Source organism: Proteus cibi (genome assembly GCF_003144405.1).
Taxonomy (GTDB): Bacteria; Pseudomonadota; Gammaproteobacteria; order Enterobacterales; family Enterobacteriaceae; genus Proteus; species Proteus cibi.
Map to the genome: position 1 here is coordinate 37,672 of NZ_PENW01000020.1, position 18,547 is coordinate 56,218.

The following is an 18,547-nucleotide window of genomic DNA, read 5'->3' on the forward strand; positions in this document are numbered from 1 at the left end:
GCTTTTTACGCCTTTATCATATTGTTTTTTAGAAAAATAGTATGCTTGTTATCTATTTACAGATGTCCTTATCTTTTTATTAAACATGATAGATTGTTATTCATTGTTTATTCATTGTTTATTCATAGCGCACAGAGCGGAGGTAATTTGATGAGTGATAATCTTCCTGAAGCACCACAGGGCGAATTTGTTTTGTTCCACAGTGAAGATGGACAGACTCGCGCCGAATGCCGTTTTGAGTCGGATACGCTATGGTTATCTCAATCCTCGATTTGTGAACTTTATGGTAAAGCTAAAGCCACGATTAGTGAGCATATCAGCAATATTTTTACTGAAAGCGAGTTAGTCGAAGATTCAGTTGTTCGGTTTTACCGAACAACTGCGAATGATGGTAAACAGTACAATGTGAAATACTTCAATCTCTCTATGATCCTAGCCATTGGCTATCGCGTCCGCTCTGTTCGTGGTACTCAATTCCGCCAGTGGGCAACGCAAACTTTAGAGCAATATCTGATCAAAGGGTTTGTGATGGACGATGAGCGGCTGAAGAGTCCGCCTATCGGTCAGTCAGTCGTGCCGGATTACTTTGATGAGATGCTCGAACGCATCCGTGATATTCGCGCCAGTGAGCGGCGGGTGTATTTACGAGTGAAAGAGATTTTCACTATGGCAGCGGATTACGAGCCTTCCAATAAAGAAACCAATCGTTTCTTCCAAACCATCTAAAATAAATTGCATTTTGCTTGTACCGGTATGACTGCCGCTGAGCTTATAGCTAGTGGTAGCCAGCCAGATATGGGTTTAACCAGCTATAAATTCGGCGAAGTGCGTAAAACCGATGTAACAATCGCGAAGAATTATCTACATGAAAATGAGCTCAAAGAATTAAACCGTATCGTCAATATGTGGCTGGACTTTGCCGAAGACCAAGCGCTGCGCCACAAGCAAGTATTTTTACAGGATTGGGATACTAAGCTGGATCAGTTTTTAAGTTTCAACGACCGTGAAGTATTACAAGGCGCTGAAAGATTTGCTGAAAAGAGGTAGGTAAAAAAGGAGTTATTCTATTCTTTTTTATATTAACTCCAATTGTCAGGATCAGCTCTGTGCCAGAAGTGGAGATAGTAAATATTGAAGGCTAATTATTTACTGATGGTTCATAACAATGAAAAGTATATTAAGAACCAGCCAGTATTAGTGGGTCATTATAGGTTTTAGGTGGATTAATTTTCTAACTAAAAATCAGTCTTAGAAAAACCGGTCATACCATCCAGCCCCATTTCACGACCTAATGCCGTCATTGGATGGACAATGATCAGTCCTCGCACTGCTTTCTTCAGTTTGCCAATATCAGCTTGTTCTTTCTTAGTGATGATGCGTTTGAATGGCATATCCACCAACTTCTGCGCTTCTTTGCTTAGTTTTTTGTTACGCACTTCTTTCAGATGAACGATTTCAGTTTCCAGTGCCGCTTTTTCTTTCTCAAACTCTGCGTATTTTTCTGCTTCTTCTGTCAGCGAGATATTTGCCATCTTGTGACGAATAAGGTCTAAACGGTCGCTAAGAAGTTTAATTTGTGTTTTTTCGATTTCTTTCATTATTAATAACCGTGAATAAATTTCTTGCCGGCAAGTATACACCATTCTGTGTAAGAGAGTGAAAAGGGGGTATTAGTTGGTCGCTATTTACTATTTATTGATGATCTTATGGTATCGAGAAAGGTTTTATGCCTCTAGTTATGATGTATTGCATGTAGAACATTACGTATTCACTCACTTTATCTGGTTAAGTGAGTCGGAGTTGAGCCAACAAAGAGAGTCTTATGTAAGAATTTAAAAGTACGCTTCCAATAACATTGCGAGCCCATATTTGATAATGTTCAAATAAATATTTAATTGTGGTACACCTTTTAACGCATTTTTTACTGATATATTACTCTTTATAATCAATTGTATATCACTCATCAATATTCATTCGATATACTTCTTTATGCATTGATTTTCGTAAAAAATTATGTGCTTCTTTTTTAACTCTCCTTTTTCCTTGAAAACTTTGAAAGGCTTCCTGAGCTATGCTTTACATAACACCATTCAATTCCATTAATTTTAGGAAGGAGGTAGTCCTATGGCTAAATACGATTGTTATGTTATCAGTGTCACTACAGAGATCCCTATAATTTATTATTTTTTTACTATTAACTCTTTCATATGTTGTAAACTGATATCATTACTATTCATTTTTAGCTCATTAGCAATATTAATTGCTATATGATACTCCTCCGATGTTATGGGGATGTCATATTCACTGATATGGTCACAAATAGTTTCAAATGCTAGGCCTCTTTCATCATATTCTATGTAATTAATTGCATCTTGTAATAACTCAGTATCTAAGCGATCAAAAAAGAGTGTTCCAAAGTTTTTAATTTGGATATCTAATTTAGTCATGATGTATCATTCTCACTTAATTGGTTTATATGCTTTAGGTACTGGATTTGGATCAGGAAACGCAGTTACTACTTTACCTGTTGAAGGTAAGTAAACAACCCTGATCCTAACTCCATCTCGTTCTTCGTAAGCAACCCATCTAGCTGGTTTACCCTTACTAGTAAAGGTTCCTCCAGTTTGCGCGTACCATTGAGTTGTTGGTGATGTGGTTATATCACCAAATTCATGTATTATTTTTTCTGATGGCCAATTAGATGGAAACGTTGCCTTTCCTGGGTTGCCAGGGAATATATGTCCACCACTTTTAAGGTTATCACCATATAATATGTGCTGCTTCGCTTCAGGAGAAAGTATATCTACATAATTTTTAGGTTCAATTTTGCCAACTGTGTTTTTATAAGGCAATGAGTTCCCATTAAACTTACCATTAGGATGCTCAACATCTATCACTTTGCCCGTATTTTTAAAGCGATATTGACCTATTCCTGCATCCCAACTTGGAATTTCCTTACCGCTTTTTGCAAATGCTAAATAAACTTTCGCTGCCACAAATTGAAGTGTTTTCGCTTCTGTTGTTGTTGGTGTGTTGCTTAATATTTCAGCAGCTTTTTCAGGTGTCATTTCCTGCTGTGTTAAAAATACATCAAGCGGAATACCTGTCAAATTACCCCACGCGATTAAAATGCCAAGTGCTGGATCTTGCCCCTCTGGGTGTGTTCCTTTTACTGCTTTCGTTAAGGCTGCATTGATTTCATCTATACTGTTATCATTTTGTGCCATTGAAATCGCTAATGATGATACGGATTGCCCGTAACTTGCCATTCCCGTTGGCAGATCTTGAGGTTTGAAAAAGTTATTCTCAACTAGTCCTTATACCTATCTGGTAGGTACTCTTTATGCTCCATGCCTTTTAAAAGGACTAATAGAGAATCCCTTTTCCATGATAATTCTTCTTTATCCATACATATTGTATTCTGATTTATTTGCTCATCAGTACAGTTTTCCAGCATGAAATTTATACAATCTAGATAAATGGTTATTTCACTCTCCGAAAGTCGGAGATCAAATAACGTTACTGCATTAGCGACATACTCTTGTTTTAATAAGTCCATAAACTATCTCTTTATATAGTTAGAGAATTTATCTTGAAATTCTTAAAGTTTATCGTTATTTGGGCGCTCCAAGCGACCATCCTTAATGCGATTTAGGGTATTTTTTCTATCATTTTCCATAGAAGTAACAACTTCTCCATTTGGTTCAAGGATATGAACCCGTCCTTTTGACCCTAAAATAACCCAGCGGCTATCATCTTGAACAAGGATATCAGATGGCCTTGAGTTCTCTATATCATTAACAACCTGTCCGACTGGCCTTCCTTCACTGTTTCTAATCTCAGCTTGATCGCTTCGGGTGATCTTATTATCAGCCGTTAAAATATAATCCCGCCAATCCTTATCAAGGATCTGATTACCACCCGTATCATTTTTTATGTCTATATCACTGATCCCATCATCATGACCTGGTGGTTTGGTCGCTGATCGGTCGGCTCGATAATTGGCGTAATTAGTTTACCATCATCTTTATCCTGCTCAGGAATTGGGGTTCCTGGTAAAGGCGGTAGCGGTGTTGGGATGGGATAACCTGGTAACTGTGATGAGATATCTGGAGATTGAACACTTGTCGCATATTTACCAGATAAATAATCTAAATAACGATTTGTGATCTCATCATTTCCCATCATATTTAATGTAATGAGGTGGTCTAAATCATCCGATGAGATATTATTCGCTATTTCTTTTGCAACAATAGCCGTAATTCCTGCTTTTACACCGTACTCTAACACTTTCTTAGCAACGAACCCTCGGCACGGTGCAGTAAGAGCACAACCTTCTAAGGCGACTTTAGTCAAGAAGTTATTCTCAACCGCATTTTTCCCTGTTTGTGCGGCGGTAACAGCACCTTCTATAATGCCCCCTGCAAGTCCTGCGGCGAGTTGGCTTAATGCGCTGACTTTTTGTTTTTCAGTTTCAGTCAGTTCTTCTGGGGTTTTGCTATAAAGTGAGTGCGATAAAATACTCATGGTTTCGCCGGTCATCGCGCCAGCGGCTTGTGCTGCCGCATTTTCACCTTTTGCCAGTGCAAGACCCGCATTCACCAAACCGTGGGCAAAGGTGCGCTGAATATCACTTTCAATGCTATTGCCTTAAATTTGATTTTTCACTTCATTGGCAAGATAGGGCGCTGAACCATTGGCAATCGCGGTAACAATATTGCCACCCATAATGCCTTGCGTAAATGCCGTGACTGCTTGAATAGCTCGGGTATATTTACCGCCCGTGCCAAAATCGGACTGGTTGGTATAATCCTGTAAACGTTGTTAGAAGAGGTAATTTTGAACATCACGCTCAGTAACGTTATCTTTAGTTTCTGAAAGGGCTTGGTAGATATCATCATAAGCAGTGTCTGAAAGGCGATTTAGTGTTGACTCGTCTTTGGCAATATTGGTGCCACGAATGGTATCAACCGTGGTTGCCAAATCGATAATCTGTGCGCCAATTTCACCCACTAACTGCTGTTTCTGTTGGCGGTTTTGCTCTTTCTCTTTATCGAAGATTTTATTTAACGTGCTGTGGGCGTTATCAGCATCTTGGCTTAATTGCGCGATATCTTGCTGCTGATTATCGCTATCACGCACTGTCCATGTGCCTTGTGATGCCAATGACTATTTGCTATGACGGATAGGCGAAGAGATAGTAAAATCAGAATATATTCAGTGGAGTGGTTTGCCGAACAGAAATAAACCCAGCACCTGAAGTTAAGCGGCAAATGACTGATGGGAACTAAGATAAAAAAGGGTTAAATAAATCAATACAGTAGGTGCTTAAGCACCCACTAATACACTATTAAAGCTTTATAGATCTTTATATCTATCAGGAAGATATTCTGGATTTCCGACCATTTTGATTAATCTAATAAGTTCTTCTTGGTAAAATGATAATTCTTCTCCATTTTCACAACCTGTGATTTTGAGTATTTCTGCATCAGAGCAATTGGCTAATACATAATCAATGCATCCTTCGTAAACCATTAACTCCCCCTCTGAAGCTCTCACATCATATAGAGTTACACTTGCAATACACTCTTTCTGTAATAAATCCATACCATCACCATTTGATATAATCAGAGAATTTTTCTTTAAAGTCATCTAGTTGCTCATTAGAAGGTCGCTGCCACTCACCTTTTTTGACTCTGTTATCTGTATTCGCTTTCGGATTATAAAAAGAAGTAACAACTTCTCCATCTGGCTCAATTATATGAACTTTTCCTCCTGAGCCTTTAACAATCCAACGACCATCTTCTTGAACTACAATATCTGAAGGCCTAGATTTTTGAACATCATTAATGACTGAGCCTACTGGACGGCCCTCTTTATTTCTGATCCCTGCATGTTCACCTTGAGTAATTTTGTCTAAGTATGCTAAATCATCTAAATTAGGTGCTTCTGGTATAGGTATTCCTGCCAGATTACCTATCGGTTTAGGTATCTGGTCACCACCAGTATCCGTCCAAAGCTGGTCCGGTATTTGGTTACCACCCGTATTATTCTGCTCTTGGTCTGGTATCTGATTGCCACCAGTATCAATCCTATCTTGATCTGGCATTTGGTTGCCACCAGTATGTGATGGTATACCAAGCCTGTCACCCCGAGGTTCAGATCCAAATATTAACCTTGCGAGCCCTTTGTTATGGATTATTTGTTCATCAATATAAGCAATCTGTTCCGGTATAAGGTTCCTCATGGCTTCTATATCACCATTTCTGGCGGCAGCTCCAGCATCCATGGCTTCTTGAATTTGCGCTGATGTTAAACCAAAATTTACCCCTAATTGCATAAGACTATTTCTACAAGTCGCATTTTTCATACACGACTCATAACCCTTTTCTAAACCTTTAATGATTGGCTTAGCACCTATCGCATTATTCTCAACCGCATTTTTCCCTGTCTGTGCGGAGGTAACGGCACCTTCTATATAAAGGTGTCTGTTTAAAAGTTGTCTTTGTTTGATATAGGCGCTATCTGTTTGCTACAGATACAGTGTGATTTTTAGTTAAATGGCGTTGATGTAAAAACACTGACAGCTAAAGAAGAAGTGGTCAAACGAGTTGGGATTTGAGGTAGGAACTCACTACACCCTCACTCGCCAAGCCGGACAGTTGATTATCCGGTTGGCTGAAGAGTGAATAATATTTTTAATGAAGAAGCCCCCACTTGAGGGCTTTAAACCATACCTATAACACTTTAATTTCTTTATCAACTAATCGCCCAAAATCATCAGTTTGTTTAATTACTGATAGTGTCTTATTTAGTAAGTCTTGAATATTAGACGGAAGCTTTTCTGGTATTAAACTTTCTATATCTTCAAGTTCACAACCTAAATTGATTATATTTATAAGTTCATCTGTTGCATTTATCTCTTTTAATAAATTAACTAAAGATGGTTTAAAAATGTAACCTTCTGCCTCATCGACCGAAATTAGTTTTTTTTCTAATGCTGTTAAGACACCTAGCGCCAAAAAACTTATAAATTTATTTGCGTATTTCTCATCAATGTTATAACAAAATTTCATCACTATTAACTCCAATTTGGTTTAACTTTCACATTGAAAACTCTACCACTTTGACTTTGAAAGTAATGAACTGATACTCTATTTCCAGACGCATCGAATCCATTTTTATATACTTTCTGCCATTTTCCCGATTCTACTTTTCTAAGTTCATTCAGCAGCTCTCGATTGTTTATTGTATGTTTTGTTGTCCCGTTTTGAGTCGCCCTGAAACCTTGTGGGTACTGAGGGGCATCCTTAATAGAGGTGTATGTTTGATTTAGCTGACCTGAATTATTATTTTGATTGGTGTTTTGGGATGAATTAGGTTTATTCTCATTATCTGGTTCAAAACCATTCGGAGTACCAGTAGTACTACCACCGCTAGACATACCAAGCGCTTCTTTTTCTTCTTTAGTAAGCTCTTTCCCTTTATTCGGATTGGATGTATTTTTGTTACCTGATGTATTGTTTTCAGATAATATAACTTTATCACCCCATGTTTGGGTACCAAACATCAGATCACCCAGACCACCACTGGTAAGAATTTGGCTATCTAACCACAGTATTTGATCTACCGATAAATTAGCGATTTTCGATGGGTCTCGGCTGATCCCGGCATTAGTCGCTTCCTCAATTTGTTCTTTGGTCAAAACAAATGCGGTTGATAATCCTAAAGTGCCAGTCACGGCATTGCGACAGCCTGGGTTTTGAGCACAAAGTTTTATTGCGTTTTTCCCTGATTCTTTCGCTATCGTACCGCTCAGTGAGTTATTCTCAACCGCATTTTTTCCTGTCTGTGCGGCGGTAACAGCACCTTCTATATTACCGGTTGATATTCCTCCGGCAAGCCCGGCGGCGAGTTGGCTTAATGCGCTGACTTGCTGTTTTTCGTTTTCAGTGAGTTCGCTGATTGCTTTATTAGGGTAGAGGTTTGAGGCGATAACTCTAGCGGCTAATTCACCGCCGCCAGCGCCTAATCCGCCGGCAACCGCAGATTGATTATTGAGCTCGGCGGTCACTGCGCCTAAAATCGTATGCGCTAATGCATTCGCGGCGATATTGACTTCACCATCGACTGTAGTCCGTTCCTTGATTTCAGTGGCGAGATAAGGTGATGCCCCACTGGCTAATGCACCAGCAAGATTATTGCCAGATAATGCGGTTAATGCCCCCGTCACCGCTTGGGCAGCTTTTTGTAAATCACTGCCTGTACCAAAGCGTTCCATCGCGTGGTTGTACTCTTTGGTTTCACGCAGCTCATTCACACTCAAGTTTGGATGTTTCGCTTGTGCTTGTTTTAAGCCCACGATATCCCCTTGGGTGCGAATAATATCCATCGCCTGATTGCCGATTTCGCCAATTAGCTGGGCTTGTTTTAAGCGATTTTGCTCTTTCTCTTTATCAAAGATCGGGTTGATACTGCCGTCATTGGCATGTTCAGTATCGCGGCTTAATTGGGTGATATCTTGGGTTTGATTGTCGGTATCACGAATAAGCCATTTACCTTCAGAAACCGCGGTTTTGGTTGTGCCTTGCGCATTATCTTGGTTATTCGCGTTCGATAGTAATCCCCCGACCATGTTATTCAGCAGATCTTTACCTACAGGTTCACCGGTACTCATTGAGACACCACTGTGTGAGGCTTCAAACTCGGCTTTATTGTGGATATCGTTCCAGCCTAACGTGCCCGTTTCAAGGCTGTTTTTGTCTTTATCGGCAGTTGATGCAATCACTGCGCCATCAAGCTGAGTATGCTCTTTTACCTTAACATCAAAGCCCTCTTTGCCAGCAAACAGCCCAGTTTGCTCTTTAACGCTGTCGTAATTGCTGTGTAGCTTGTCTTTACTCGCACTAAAATTAAGGGTTGGATTACCAGAGCCGAGAGTATAACCGCCGCCAAGGCTAATATTTTGCTGCTTGGCATCATAACGGTCGCGATCTTGCTGACTTTCTAGGGTGAGATTACGCCCCACATTAGCCGTGATCTGTTCACCGCTGACTTGTGCCCCTTTAAGCGTTGTATCGCGCTCGCTGGTAAGATTCACTTGCTTACCGGCATTTAAGGTGGTTTCTGTGTGAGTGACGCCATTGCTATTCTCGCGACCTTTACCAGCATTTACGCTAGCTGAAAGATTAACACCAGCACCGCCTTCACCTACACCTAAGCCAACCCCTACACTGCCGCCTTTGCTGCTATTTCTGCTTTGAGTGCTTTCACTATTTTGCGCTGATGAGAGATGGATATCTTGTGCCGCATTTAAGGTGATTTCGTTACCTGCTTTAAGTTGGCTTCCTTCAATGGCAATATCACCGCTGGTTTTCTCTTTATTTTTACCTGTGGCGGTAATCGAGAGGTTTTGCCCTGCATTGAGTGTACTGCCTTGAGAAACGACACTTTCAGTGTGTGTCTCGCTTTTTGAAGATTGGCTACCATAAGAGACGTTCACACCAATGGTATTTGTCGCGCCTTTTTCAGCACCGTCATCACCGGCTTTCACACCTGTTTCTGCATTTTTCGCGGCGGCGGCTTGTGAAGTTAAGCTGTCTTGTTGATAAGCAAGTCCTGCTTGCACACCAGAGAGTGCGGCTTTAGTCCCTTGTAGTGCACTTAAGCGACCATCGCTCTCTTTTCTCGCTTGTTGTGCGGTACTCACCGCCGTATTGAGTGCACTGCCTACGGTGCCTGATAACGCTACACTTAAGCCACTTTGTTTCGACTCAAAGGTCTCTTCACGGGTACGTTTATCAAAACCGGGGTCGATTTGAACGCTATCACCCGTCAAATTGATCTCTTTATTGGCGACAATATCAGCACCACCAATATGTAATTTATCATTGGCGGTAATATTGACACTGCCTTGGGTACTGCCAATGGCGCTGGCGCTTTGGCTTTGTGTGGTACCTTGTTCATCGACTTGATGACGAGAAGATTGCTGACCGATGGTGAAACCAATACCGCCATTGCTAAAGACACCCCTGCGCTTTTTCTCTTCCAGTAAGTAATGCGAATCCGTTTCTGTTGCTGCAACAATATCCACATTATTGCCCGCTTTTAGCGTGACATCATTTTCTGCCACAACGGAAGAGCCGCTAACTTGAATATCCTTACCTGCATTGATATTGACTTGTTCACCACTGATAACGCTACCTTGTTCGCGTGTAACGTGGTTATGTTGGACAATGTGGGTACTGCTTGAGCTTAAAAAGCCTTTGCTATTTGAATGTTGTTCTAGAAACTCACTCTGTGTCTCTGTTGCGCTATTAAGGGTGATATTTTGTTTAGCTGTTAAATCAATTGCCCCCTTTTCACTGTGCAGTGTACTGCCTGTAACATTGATATCATGCTTATGTGCGACAATATCGACACCTTGTTGCCCACTAAACGTGCTACCAGTAACACTATTTTGCGAGGTTTCAACCACACGGTCACTACGTTTACTGCCACTGTTAACTTGCTCGTTATCTTGATCTTTAAGATGCTGATTTGCTGCATGAATATCAATATTCTGCGAGTTAATACTGATTTTGCCCTCTTGACTATCAACTTGAGCACCTTGTGCTGAGAGTGTATTACCTGCATTTAGTATCACCCCCTTATCGCCACTTAAGGTGCTTAATAGCAGACGTTCTTCTTCGCGAGTATTGCTAACAGAAGAGGTACTACTATTGGCGTCAAGATGCGTTTTGGTGATGGTGCTATCGGCAATAATATTGAGACTATCGCCAGCATTGACGGTAAGTTGTTCACTTGCTTTGGCTTGGCTACCTTGCAAGGTGATATCTTTTCCTGCGGTTAAATTGAGATCACCACCAGCATTAAGTTCGCTGCCTTGAGCGCGTTGCCATTCACCACTTATTTGGGCGAGACGGTGTTCTCCTGCTGGTTCTATTCCGTCACTGGTGCGATTACCCATTGCGCCGGAAATCACACTGATTTCCCCTGAATGCGTACTTCTTGCGGTGGTGATGGCTAAATTATCACGGGCATTGAGATTGATATCGTTTAATGCATCCAGTTTTGCGCCTTGTAGCTGAATATCATTGCCTTTTAACGAAATATTGCTGCCACTTAATGACGCTTGGCGTAAGGCGTCTTGTAAATGGGTACTCAGTGTAATGCTATCAGATTGAATATTAATGTTTTCTGCATGAATATCGCCACCTTGATGTGCAAATTGTTTGGCATCAATGTCGATGCCTTTATTTGCCAGTAGTTGCCCAGCATTATTCACGCTATTGGTAGAAAGATGTAAATTATTACCACTGACAATGGCACCACTGCTGAGTAAGTTTAAGGTTTTATTTGCTAAGTATACTTTTGGCACTAACACCGTTTGTGAGCCTTGTGCGGTATCCACCGTTTCACTGACTAACCAAACGATATCTTGTTGTAATGCCGCAATTTGTTCAGGCGTTAATGACACTCCGGGGCGTAAATTAAAATCACTGGCGACGTTAGCACCATTGTTCATTAAGAATTGATACTGCGTCATCGCATCCCCTTCATAAAGAGAAGGGCGCCCAGTTAATTTTAAAACCTGTTCACGAACAAGGCGTTGTTCGTAGGCTCCATCACCTAATCGTTTATGCACTTGAGAAGGTGAATAATCCACACGAGAGAGCAGATAATCACTACTAATAAATTTACTGCGGCGAGTAAAACGCTCATCAGTAACAATTAAGAATGGGCTATCTGGCGATAAATGTTGTCGAAAGAGTCCGTTATTGGGGATCTCGGTGGCGATATTGCCTAAATGTTGTTTTTCAGTCAGTGCAATTTCAGCAGGTAAAAGAGGGCGTTCGAGTAGTGAGGTTGCATCAGAATGAGTTAACGTTGTTTTATCGCTGACAATAAAATCAGTATTCACTTCCTGTTTATGTGCCCCCTCGATCTGAAAGGCGAGGGGATTACGTGCAAATTCAGCACGTTGCGCATCTACTGCTTTTAATGCGGCTTCAATGTCATTAATTTGTGCCACATTAACCGTGGTGTTGGTAATGGAAGTGCCTTTGATGGTGACATTACCATTGCCTGAAATAACGCTATCAATGGGGGTTAATGCGGTGGTTTCATCATGATCAAATGAAGGGTACCAATGATTTCCACTAATATCATAATGATCAACAATTTTTTCTTGGCGATGTTCATTAACGGAATAGATAAAAAATAAAAAAAGAACAGTCCCAATTTTAAATAACGTTGTTTATTCATTGTTTGAATAACTTCCTAATAATGCTAATTGTTAGCCAATGGTTTTATATATCAAGCAGTAATGAAATGGTGATGTTATTTATCGCTAATCTATATAAGAAGTAATGTCATAAATATTTAAAATAATAACTTAATGAGATTTGCCTTGGTTTTAATTTAGCTAAGTGAGTATGAAGAAATCAAGGTAATTTTGTATTGATTTAAAATTTTGAGATTAATTATATTGCTAATGAGTTTAAATTTATCTCATTGTTTTTTTTATAAGTTAATAAATTATTTAAATAGTTTTCTTTTATGGTGTTCATAATTAATTGCACTTATTATTTATTATTAATTTATTTAAGAAGTTATATAGAAATATTGAGATGTGTTTCAATTAATATAAAGAAAATAAAGGTCTTTTTGATGTAGGGTGATTGGTTTTTTATTTAATAAATTGATTGTTTTTTCTAATGAAAAAACTCTTTAATAGTATTGGTTATCTGGTTATTTAAATGAGTTTAATTTGCTAATTATTTTTTGTAATTAAAAGAACATTAAAAACTTTATTATGATAATTTAAATATGAATAAAAAGTTGAGAGATAGAGTATAGAAAGGCTTACTGAAATAAATCAGTAAAAAGAGGAGCCTTACTATTTTTATTATATTCACTAAATCACAGTGTTGTTTTTATATTCTTTGCAGATGTTACTAATACTATTTTTTCTTATTTAGCATCGATTTTAAATCAGCAAAAGGATTATAAGTGGCTGCACCGACATCATCTTGTGCATCTTCGCCGGCGACAACGGTTGTGCCGTATTGGTCTGCTTCGGTGTATTTAGAGTGTTCATGATCATGGCAAAATAGACACAATAACTCCCAGTTACTGCCGTCTTCTGGATTATTGGTATGGTCGTGATCAATATGATGAACGGTTAGTTCACGTAAGTTCGAGTAGACAAACTCGCGCGCACAACGTCCACATACCCATGGGTAGATTTTCAGTGCTTTTTCACGGTAACCACTTTCTAAACGTGCATAGTTTTTTGGGATCAGAGCCATTGTTAGTCTTACCTGTTATAAAAGAAGATTTGGCGATAGTTTTTCCAATATACTCTAAATACACGGATAGGTTCAAATCTCACAATGCCTATTTTTTCTAATAAACGACCAATCTTACAATCTGATGCACTCTTGGAAATTACAGGTATAATTTCAAAAATGATTGAGCAAATTTAGGCATAAAAATGGCAAAACTTACCTTACAAGAGCAAATGTTAAAAGCAGGGCTTGTGACCAGTAAAAAAATGGCAAAAGTCCAAAGAACGGCAAAAAAATCACGTGTTCAAGCGCGAGAAGCCAGAGAAGCCGTAGAAGAAAATAAAAAAGCCCAACTTGAGCGCGATAAACTGCTTAGTGAGCAACAAAAACAAGCCACTTTATCTAAAGAATATAAAGCGCAAGTTAAGCAACTGATTGAGATGAATAGAATTACACCAGTAAAAGGCGATATTGATTTTAACTTCACTGACAATAATGTGATTAAAAATATCGTGGTGGATAAACTGACGCAATCGCAATTAATTAGCGGACGTCTCGCTATTGCGCGACTAGATAGTGTCGGTAAAACGGAATACGCGATTATTCCTGCCAGTGTTGCGGATAAAATTACACAAAGAGATGTGGACTGTATCTTGTTAAATAATGCACTTAGCGAAACAGAACAAGATGAAGACGATCCTTATGCTGATTTTAAAATCCCAGATGATTTGATGTGGTAATTAGCAACGTAGCTTATTCGCTCAAAGGCATAGTCTGTATAAGCATTGTGCTTTATACTGCATCTGGAAATTTTTGTAGATAAACGATTAAGTAGGCGATAATGGCAATGAACGGAATAATCACAAAGTGGTTTGAAGATAAAGGTTTTGGATTTATTAAAGATGAAAACGGTGATAACCGTTATTTTCATGTGATTAAAGTTGCCAACCCTGCTTTGATAAAGACAGATGCAAATGTCACGTTTGAACCCACCTCAAATACCAAAGGCCTATCTGCTTACGCGGTGAAGGTGATCCCAGATAGTAAATATGTTTATATTGCCGGTGAGCGAGTTAAACTGGCATCCATTAAATCATTTCGAATTTATAGTGAAGAGGTGTCCGCAGATACGCATATCAATAAAGAAAACACCGTACTTTCTGTCGGTACTTTAATGAATAGTATCAGACCTAAATCAGCGGATAACACCAATAATATGCGTACGTTGAGAAAGCTTGCGATCACAACAATGCACGGAACAGAAATCGTTTTTACTGAAGATGAGCTTGATATCGACGAAACAGTACAAGCACTTAAATTGTAAATATCGATATTTAAAACGGGCTCTCGCAGTGCGCTTTTATTGGCGCTTGGCTAATGGGATGAACAAAATGAAGTTCACTTGCATGAAGCATCAGTCGCGAAGCCCGTTCAGTTCTTTCCCTTTCTTTAATTAAACCGCCGTCGCATCCACCATATAAATCACAACCTAAAATAGGATGCCCGATAAACTGGCTGTGAATGCGAAGTTGATGAGTTCTCCCTGTTTCAGGCGTAAATTGTACGCGTGTTAAAGGCAATAATGTTCCATCTTCTAATGTATGGTAAAAACGCTCAATAACGTGATAACGAGAGCGCGCAGGTTTGCCATTAATAGGACAAATCGACATGCGCGGAAACAGAGCCGGATTTTTTGCTATTGGCGCATCGATTATTCCTTCATTCTCATCTACATGTCCACACAGTAGTGCGTTGTATATTTTGGTGACAGTGCGTTGGCTAAATTGCTGACACAAAAGAGCATTGATGGCTTTATTGCGTGCCACAACCATCAATCCAGATGTGCCAAAATCAAGGCGATGAACAAGAGTGCATCCTGGAAATTGCTTCACTAATCGATAATGTACTGAGTCGATATTTTGTGGATTTTTTCCTGATAAGCTCAATAGTCCTGCCGGCTTATTGATAAGTACTAAGTGCTCGTCTTGATAAAGGATCTCGATTTCATCATGGCAAGGAGGGGCAATAAAAGTATCGATAATCGTAGACATCAGCTTATCCGCAAAAAAGAAGGAAGTGGATGATAGCGAATTTTAGGCTAACAGGCGAATGTAGAGATATACTCTTACTCATTTGAAAGTGACGAGTATAAACGTTAATCCTTGGGGACAACTTATGAACAATGACATTCATTTTAAATATTATGACATGGTCGAAGAGTATGCGATGGAATCGATAGAGCCTGTTGCTGAGGCAGAAGAAGATGCGCTTGCTCTCTACTTTCAGTTATTACTTACACGATTAATGAATAACGAAGAAATTAGCGAAAACGCACAGCAGGAGATGGCAAAAGAAGCCGGTATTGATAAAAAACGTATTGATGATATCGCTATGTTTCTTAATCGCTGGGGTAACGAATAACATGTATTGAGCTCATTAAAAAGTGGGCTCAATATTATCCTAATTCACAAAATGTCACTCTGATCCTACATAACTGTATGATTTAACGTATACTCGTTATGTACTTTATTTCACATAAACTCGCAGAAAGAACAGAACTGCTTTTTTGATGTTTGCTGTTTTCATAAGATGTTTTAGATTAATTTATTGGGTGAGATATGCTGGATTTTTTAAAGAATTATGACAATTTAACGATCAGCGAAAAGAAAGTATTAAAATATCTCACCGATAATATTGCGGATATTCCGTATTTAAATATTAATGATTTAGTTGCTAAAACCTTTGTATCAAAAACGGTTATCATTAATTTATCGCAAAAATTAGGGTTTAGTGGATTTAAAGAGCTTAAATTCCAAATTAATAATTATCTTTTGACGAGAAATAAAGTCGAAAAGACGAATGCTGCGTCTTATAAAAAACAGTTAGAAAAAAATATTCATAAAACATTTACCTTAATTAATGAAGAACAAATTCAGGAGTGTGCAAAAACCTTACGCCATTCTAGGAATATTTTTATTGTTGCAAGAGGCACAAGCAAAGCCGTAGGGTATTATCTTGAACACCTATTGTTTGCATTAGGTCTACATTGCTTTTTTATTAATGATTACAACTTATCTGATTCGTTTACGCGTCTTGTTAATGAAGACGACACGGTGATCTTTATCTCCCTTTCTGGGGGGACCAAGAAAATCATTGAAACAGCAAAAATTGTGCAGTTAAAAGATGCCAATATCATTAGCATGACAGCATTTAATACCAATGAATTAACCAGTTATGCAACTCATGCTCTATTTTGTTTTGCTGATAATCATGACACAAAAAAAGATGATACCAAATCCCGTATTGGCTTTTTTATGCTGGTGGATTTACTGATTAATGAGCTAGAGAATCTACTTTAAAAAGAGATAACAGAGCCTATATGATTTATTAAATACTCTTTTTTTAATTATTAAATCGTGAATAGTATTAATATATCCCGTTAGATTAATCATCATTTATTCTAAAATAGCCTTTCTTTTCAATCTTACTTCCACGTTCTAAAATAAATATTATTTAATAGAATAAATCATTTATTCATTGTTATTGATTAATTCGATAATTAATAAAAAGACTTAAGTCATAAATTGTGACCTGAGATAATATTTAAAACCAGCGCGTCATTCATTTCCTATAATCCCTAAGATAGAGTACCTCGGTAATTCTTTTATATTCGAGAAGTCATAAGGAAAAAAATATGGCCAGGAAAAAGTTCAGCGAATCTATTCAGCGCTTTGGTAGAACCCTACTTCTACCTATCGGCGTATTGGCACCTATTGGTATGATCTTAGGGATCAGTGGTGCTTTAGTTCAGTCTTATATGATTGCACGCTTTCCTTTTTTAGGGAATGAAACAGTCAATGCTTTATTAGTGAGTATCCGTTCTATTGCTGGCGTTGTGTTTGACAATATTCCACTCTTATTTGCAATGGGTGTGGCGTATGGTATGAGCCATAAAGATAAAGGGATAGCGGTCTTTGCCTCTGTTGTCGGCTATTTAACCTTGATAAGCACTATCAATATCTGGCTGGTATTGACAGGAAAACTTGCTGATCCTGCGATTATGACACAGGTGGGGCAAATCAAGGTACTTGGTATACAAACCATGAATATCAGTGCCGCGGGGGGGATTATTACAGGATTAATTGCCGCATGGGCAACGGATAAATTCTATAACCTTGAATTACCAACAGCATTTGCCTTCTTCTCAGGAAAAAAATCTGTCGCCATTATTATGGTCGGATTGATGATTGGCGTAGGTGCATTATTGCCATTTATTTGGGAAGTCTTAGTGATGGGCTTAACTAAGCTCTCGGCTGTCTTCTTAAGTCCTGTGGGACCGTTCTTTACCGCAGGTGGTGAGCGTCTATTTATCCCATTTGGTTTACACCACGTCTGGAACGTACTGTTTAGATTTACCGAAGCAGGAGGTTCTTATGTGATTGATGGACAAACCTATGTGGGCGTTGTTCCAGCAATGACAGAAGTGTTATTTAACCAAGGACCAAGCAGTGAATATTGGGCAATGATGCCAAGCCTGACACGTTTTATGGCTCAGCAGCAGATGCTGGTTACACTGTTCCTGTTCCCTGCGATTGCATTAGCGATTTATAGAACGTCGAAAAAAGAGAACCGTGCTGAAGTTAAATCGATGCTGGTGACGATGGTCTTAACCGCGATGTTAGGTAACGTCACAGAACCTCTTGAATTTACCTTCGTCTTTATCGCACCGTTACTTTATTTAATTTACGCGATTATCGTCGGGATTGGTGCCGTTCTGCTCTCTTTTGCGGGTGTTGCGATCGGTTATATCCGAGGCACCGTCTTTGACTTCACGATCTTTGGTTTACTGTACGAACACACTAACTGGATCTTCTTAGTGCTGATTGGTAGTGGACTGGCTGTTGTGACCTACTTCATTTTCTACTGGGCTATCGTCAAATTTGATATCAAAACACCAGGTAGAGAAGAATCCAGCAATATGAAAAATACGCTAATCAAAGAAAAACGTTATGGCGAAATTGCAGAAATTTTAATCCAAGCGTTAGGTGGCAAACAAAATATTCGTAATGTTGATAACTGTATTACACGATTACGTATTGATATTAATGAAGTTAATCAAATAGACAAAGAATTAATGTTGGAGTCTGGATGTACAGCATTCTTCTTTCCGGCAGCGAACCATGTCCATGTCGTTTATGGCCCTAAAGTCGAATTTGTTCGCAATGCTGTTGATGAAGCAATGAAGAAATAAAAGG

17 protein-coding genes and 1 pseudogene are annotated in these 18,547 nt (G+C 39.0%); 6 read left to right on the forward strand and 12 right to left on the reverse strand.

The genetic code is table 11. The features are described from left to right. Nucleotides 1–150 precede the first annotated feature (150 nt). A pseudogene (locus DK865_RS12495) lies at nucleotides 151–1,041 on the forward strand (virulence RhuM family protein); the annotation flags it as partial. A gap of 194 nt (nucleotides 1,042–1,235) precedes the next feature. On the opposite strand, the gene DK865_RS12500 reads toward DK865_RS12495, so the two are convergent. The 11 genes from DK865_RS12500 to yajD all read right to left on the reverse strand — a co-directional run bounded on the left by DK865_RS12500 (nucleotide 1,236) and on the right by yajD (nucleotide 13,313). Continuing rightward, complete coding sequence (locus tag DK865_RS12500; RefSeq protein ID WP_162556630.1) at nucleotides 1,236–1,598, reverse strand: YibL family ribosome-associated protein; 363 nt, start codon at nucleotides 1,596–1,598, stop codon at nucleotides 1,236–1,238. A gap of 582 nt (nucleotides 1,599–2,180) precedes the next feature. After that, nucleotides 2,181–2,447: a MafI family immunity protein gene (locus tag DK865_RS12505; RefSeq protein ID WP_109392062.1), complete on the reverse strand. Its 267-nt coding sequence runs from the start codon at nucleotides 2,445–2,447 to the stop codon at nucleotides 2,181–2,183. A gap of 12 nt (nucleotides 2,448–2,459) precedes the next feature. Next, nucleotides 2,460–3,269 carry an EndoU domain-containing protein gene (locus tag DK865_RS19015; RefSeq protein ID WP_323368369.1) on the reverse strand — a complete coding sequence of 270 codons (810 nt, stop codon included), beginning with the start codon at nucleotides 3,267–3,269 and terminating at the stop codon, nucleotides 2,460–2,462. A gap of 41 nt (nucleotides 3,270–3,310) precedes the next feature. Beyond that, the gene (locus tag DK865_RS18885; RefSeq protein WP_109392063.1) at nucleotides 3,311–3,559 is read right to left on the reverse strand and encodes a hypothetical protein; all 249 of its coding nucleotides are present in this window, start codon (nucleotides 3,557–3,559) and stop codon (nucleotides 3,311–3,313) included. 380 nt (nucleotides 3,560–3,939) lie between these two features. Then, nucleotides 3,940–4,602, reverse strand: coding sequence for a VENN motif pre-toxin domain-containing protein (locus DK865_RS12525; RefSeq protein ID WP_109392064.1), 663 nt, complete (start codon nucleotides 4,600–4,602; stop codon nucleotides 3,940–3,942). Nucleotides 4,603–4,824: 222 nt separating this feature from the next. Continuing rightward, nucleotides 4,825–5,166, reverse strand: a complete 342-nt coding sequence (locus DK865_RS12530) for a hypothetical protein (protein ID WP_162556631.1) — start codon at nucleotides 5,164–5,166, stop codon at nucleotides 4,825–4,827. A gap of 192 nt (nucleotides 5,167–5,358) precedes the next feature. Further along, nucleotides 5,359–5,607, reverse strand: a complete 249-nt coding sequence (locus DK865_RS12535; RefSeq protein ID WP_036914421.1) for a hypothetical protein — start codon at nucleotides 5,605–5,607, stop codon at nucleotides 5,359–5,361. A gap of 4 nt (nucleotides 5,608–5,611) precedes the next feature. Continuing rightward, on the reverse strand, nucleotides 5,612–6,370 hold the full coding sequence (locus DK865_RS18890; RefSeq protein ID WP_228407788.1) for a hypothetical protein: 759 nt from the start codon (nucleotides 6,368–6,370) through the stop codon (nucleotides 5,612–5,614). A 367-nt stretch (nucleotides 6,371–6,737) separates the two neighbouring features. Continuing rightward, the gene (locus DK865_RS12545; RefSeq protein ID WP_023583140.1) at nucleotides 6,738–7,076 is read right to left on the reverse strand and encodes a DUF3969 family protein; all 339 of its coding nucleotides are present in this window, start codon (nucleotides 7,074–7,076) and stop codon (nucleotides 6,738–6,740) included. Between the two features lie 5 nt (nucleotides 7,077–7,081). Further along, nucleotides 7,082–12,034 (reverse strand): hemagglutinin repeat-containing protein, encoded by a 4,953-nt coding sequence (locus DK865_RS12550; protein ID WP_228407779.1) that lies wholly within the window; start codon nucleotides 12,032–12,034, stop codon nucleotides 7,082–7,084. 931 nt (nucleotides 12,035–12,965) lie between these two features. After that, complete coding sequence (gene yajD, locus DK865_RS12555) at nucleotides 12,966–13,313, reverse strand: HNH nuclease YajD (protein WP_006534437.1); 348 nt, start codon at nucleotides 13,311–13,313, stop codon at nucleotides 12,966–12,968. Nucleotides 13,314–13,498: 185 nt separating this feature from the next. Here yajD and DK865_RS12560 point away from each other — a divergent pair, with 185 nt between their 5' ends. Beyond that, a complete protein-coding gene (locus DK865_RS12560) occupies nucleotides 13,499–14,032 on the forward strand; it encodes a DUF2058 domain-containing protein (RefSeq protein ID WP_023583145.1) in 534 nt (177 codons plus the stop codon). 101 nt (nucleotides 14,033–14,133) lie between these two features. Then, complete coding sequence (locus DK865_RS12565) at nucleotides 14,134–14,616, forward strand: cold-shock protein (protein ID WP_023583146.1); 483 nt, start codon at nucleotides 14,134–14,136, stop codon at nucleotides 14,614–14,616. A 10-nt stretch (nucleotides 14,617–14,626) separates the two neighbouring features. Here the strand turns inward: DK865_RS12565 and DK865_RS12570 are convergent, their stop codons facing one another. After that, complete coding sequence (locus tag DK865_RS12570; RefSeq protein WP_109392067.1) at nucleotides 14,627–15,343, reverse strand: RluA family pseudouridine synthase; 717 nt, start codon at nucleotides 15,341–15,343, stop codon at nucleotides 14,627–14,629. Nucleotides 15,344–15,467: 124 nt separating this feature from the next. Here DK865_RS12570 and DK865_RS12575 point away from each other — a divergent pair, with 124 nt between their 5' ends. From DK865_RS12575 to DK865_RS12585, 3 genes are all read left to right on the forward strand, one after another. Then, nucleotides 15,468–15,713, forward strand: a complete 246-nt coding sequence (locus DK865_RS12575; RefSeq protein WP_036914285.1) for a DUF2543 family protein — start codon at nucleotides 15,468–15,470, stop codon at nucleotides 15,711–15,713. Nucleotides 15,714–15,910: 197 nt separating this feature from the next. Continuing rightward, nucleotides 15,911–16,651, forward strand: coding sequence for a MurR/RpiR family transcriptional regulator (locus DK865_RS12580; protein WP_109392068.1), 741 nt, complete (start codon nucleotides 15,911–15,913; stop codon nucleotides 16,649–16,651). Nucleotides 16,652–16,986: 335 nt separating this feature from the next. Next, the gene (locus DK865_RS12585; protein WP_023583149.1) at nucleotides 16,987–18,543 is read left to right on the forward strand and encodes a PTS transporter subunit EIIC; all 1,557 of its coding nucleotides are present in this window, start codon (nucleotides 16,987–16,989) and stop codon (nucleotides 18,541–18,543) included. Nucleotides 18,544–18,547: the final 4 nt, after the last annotated feature.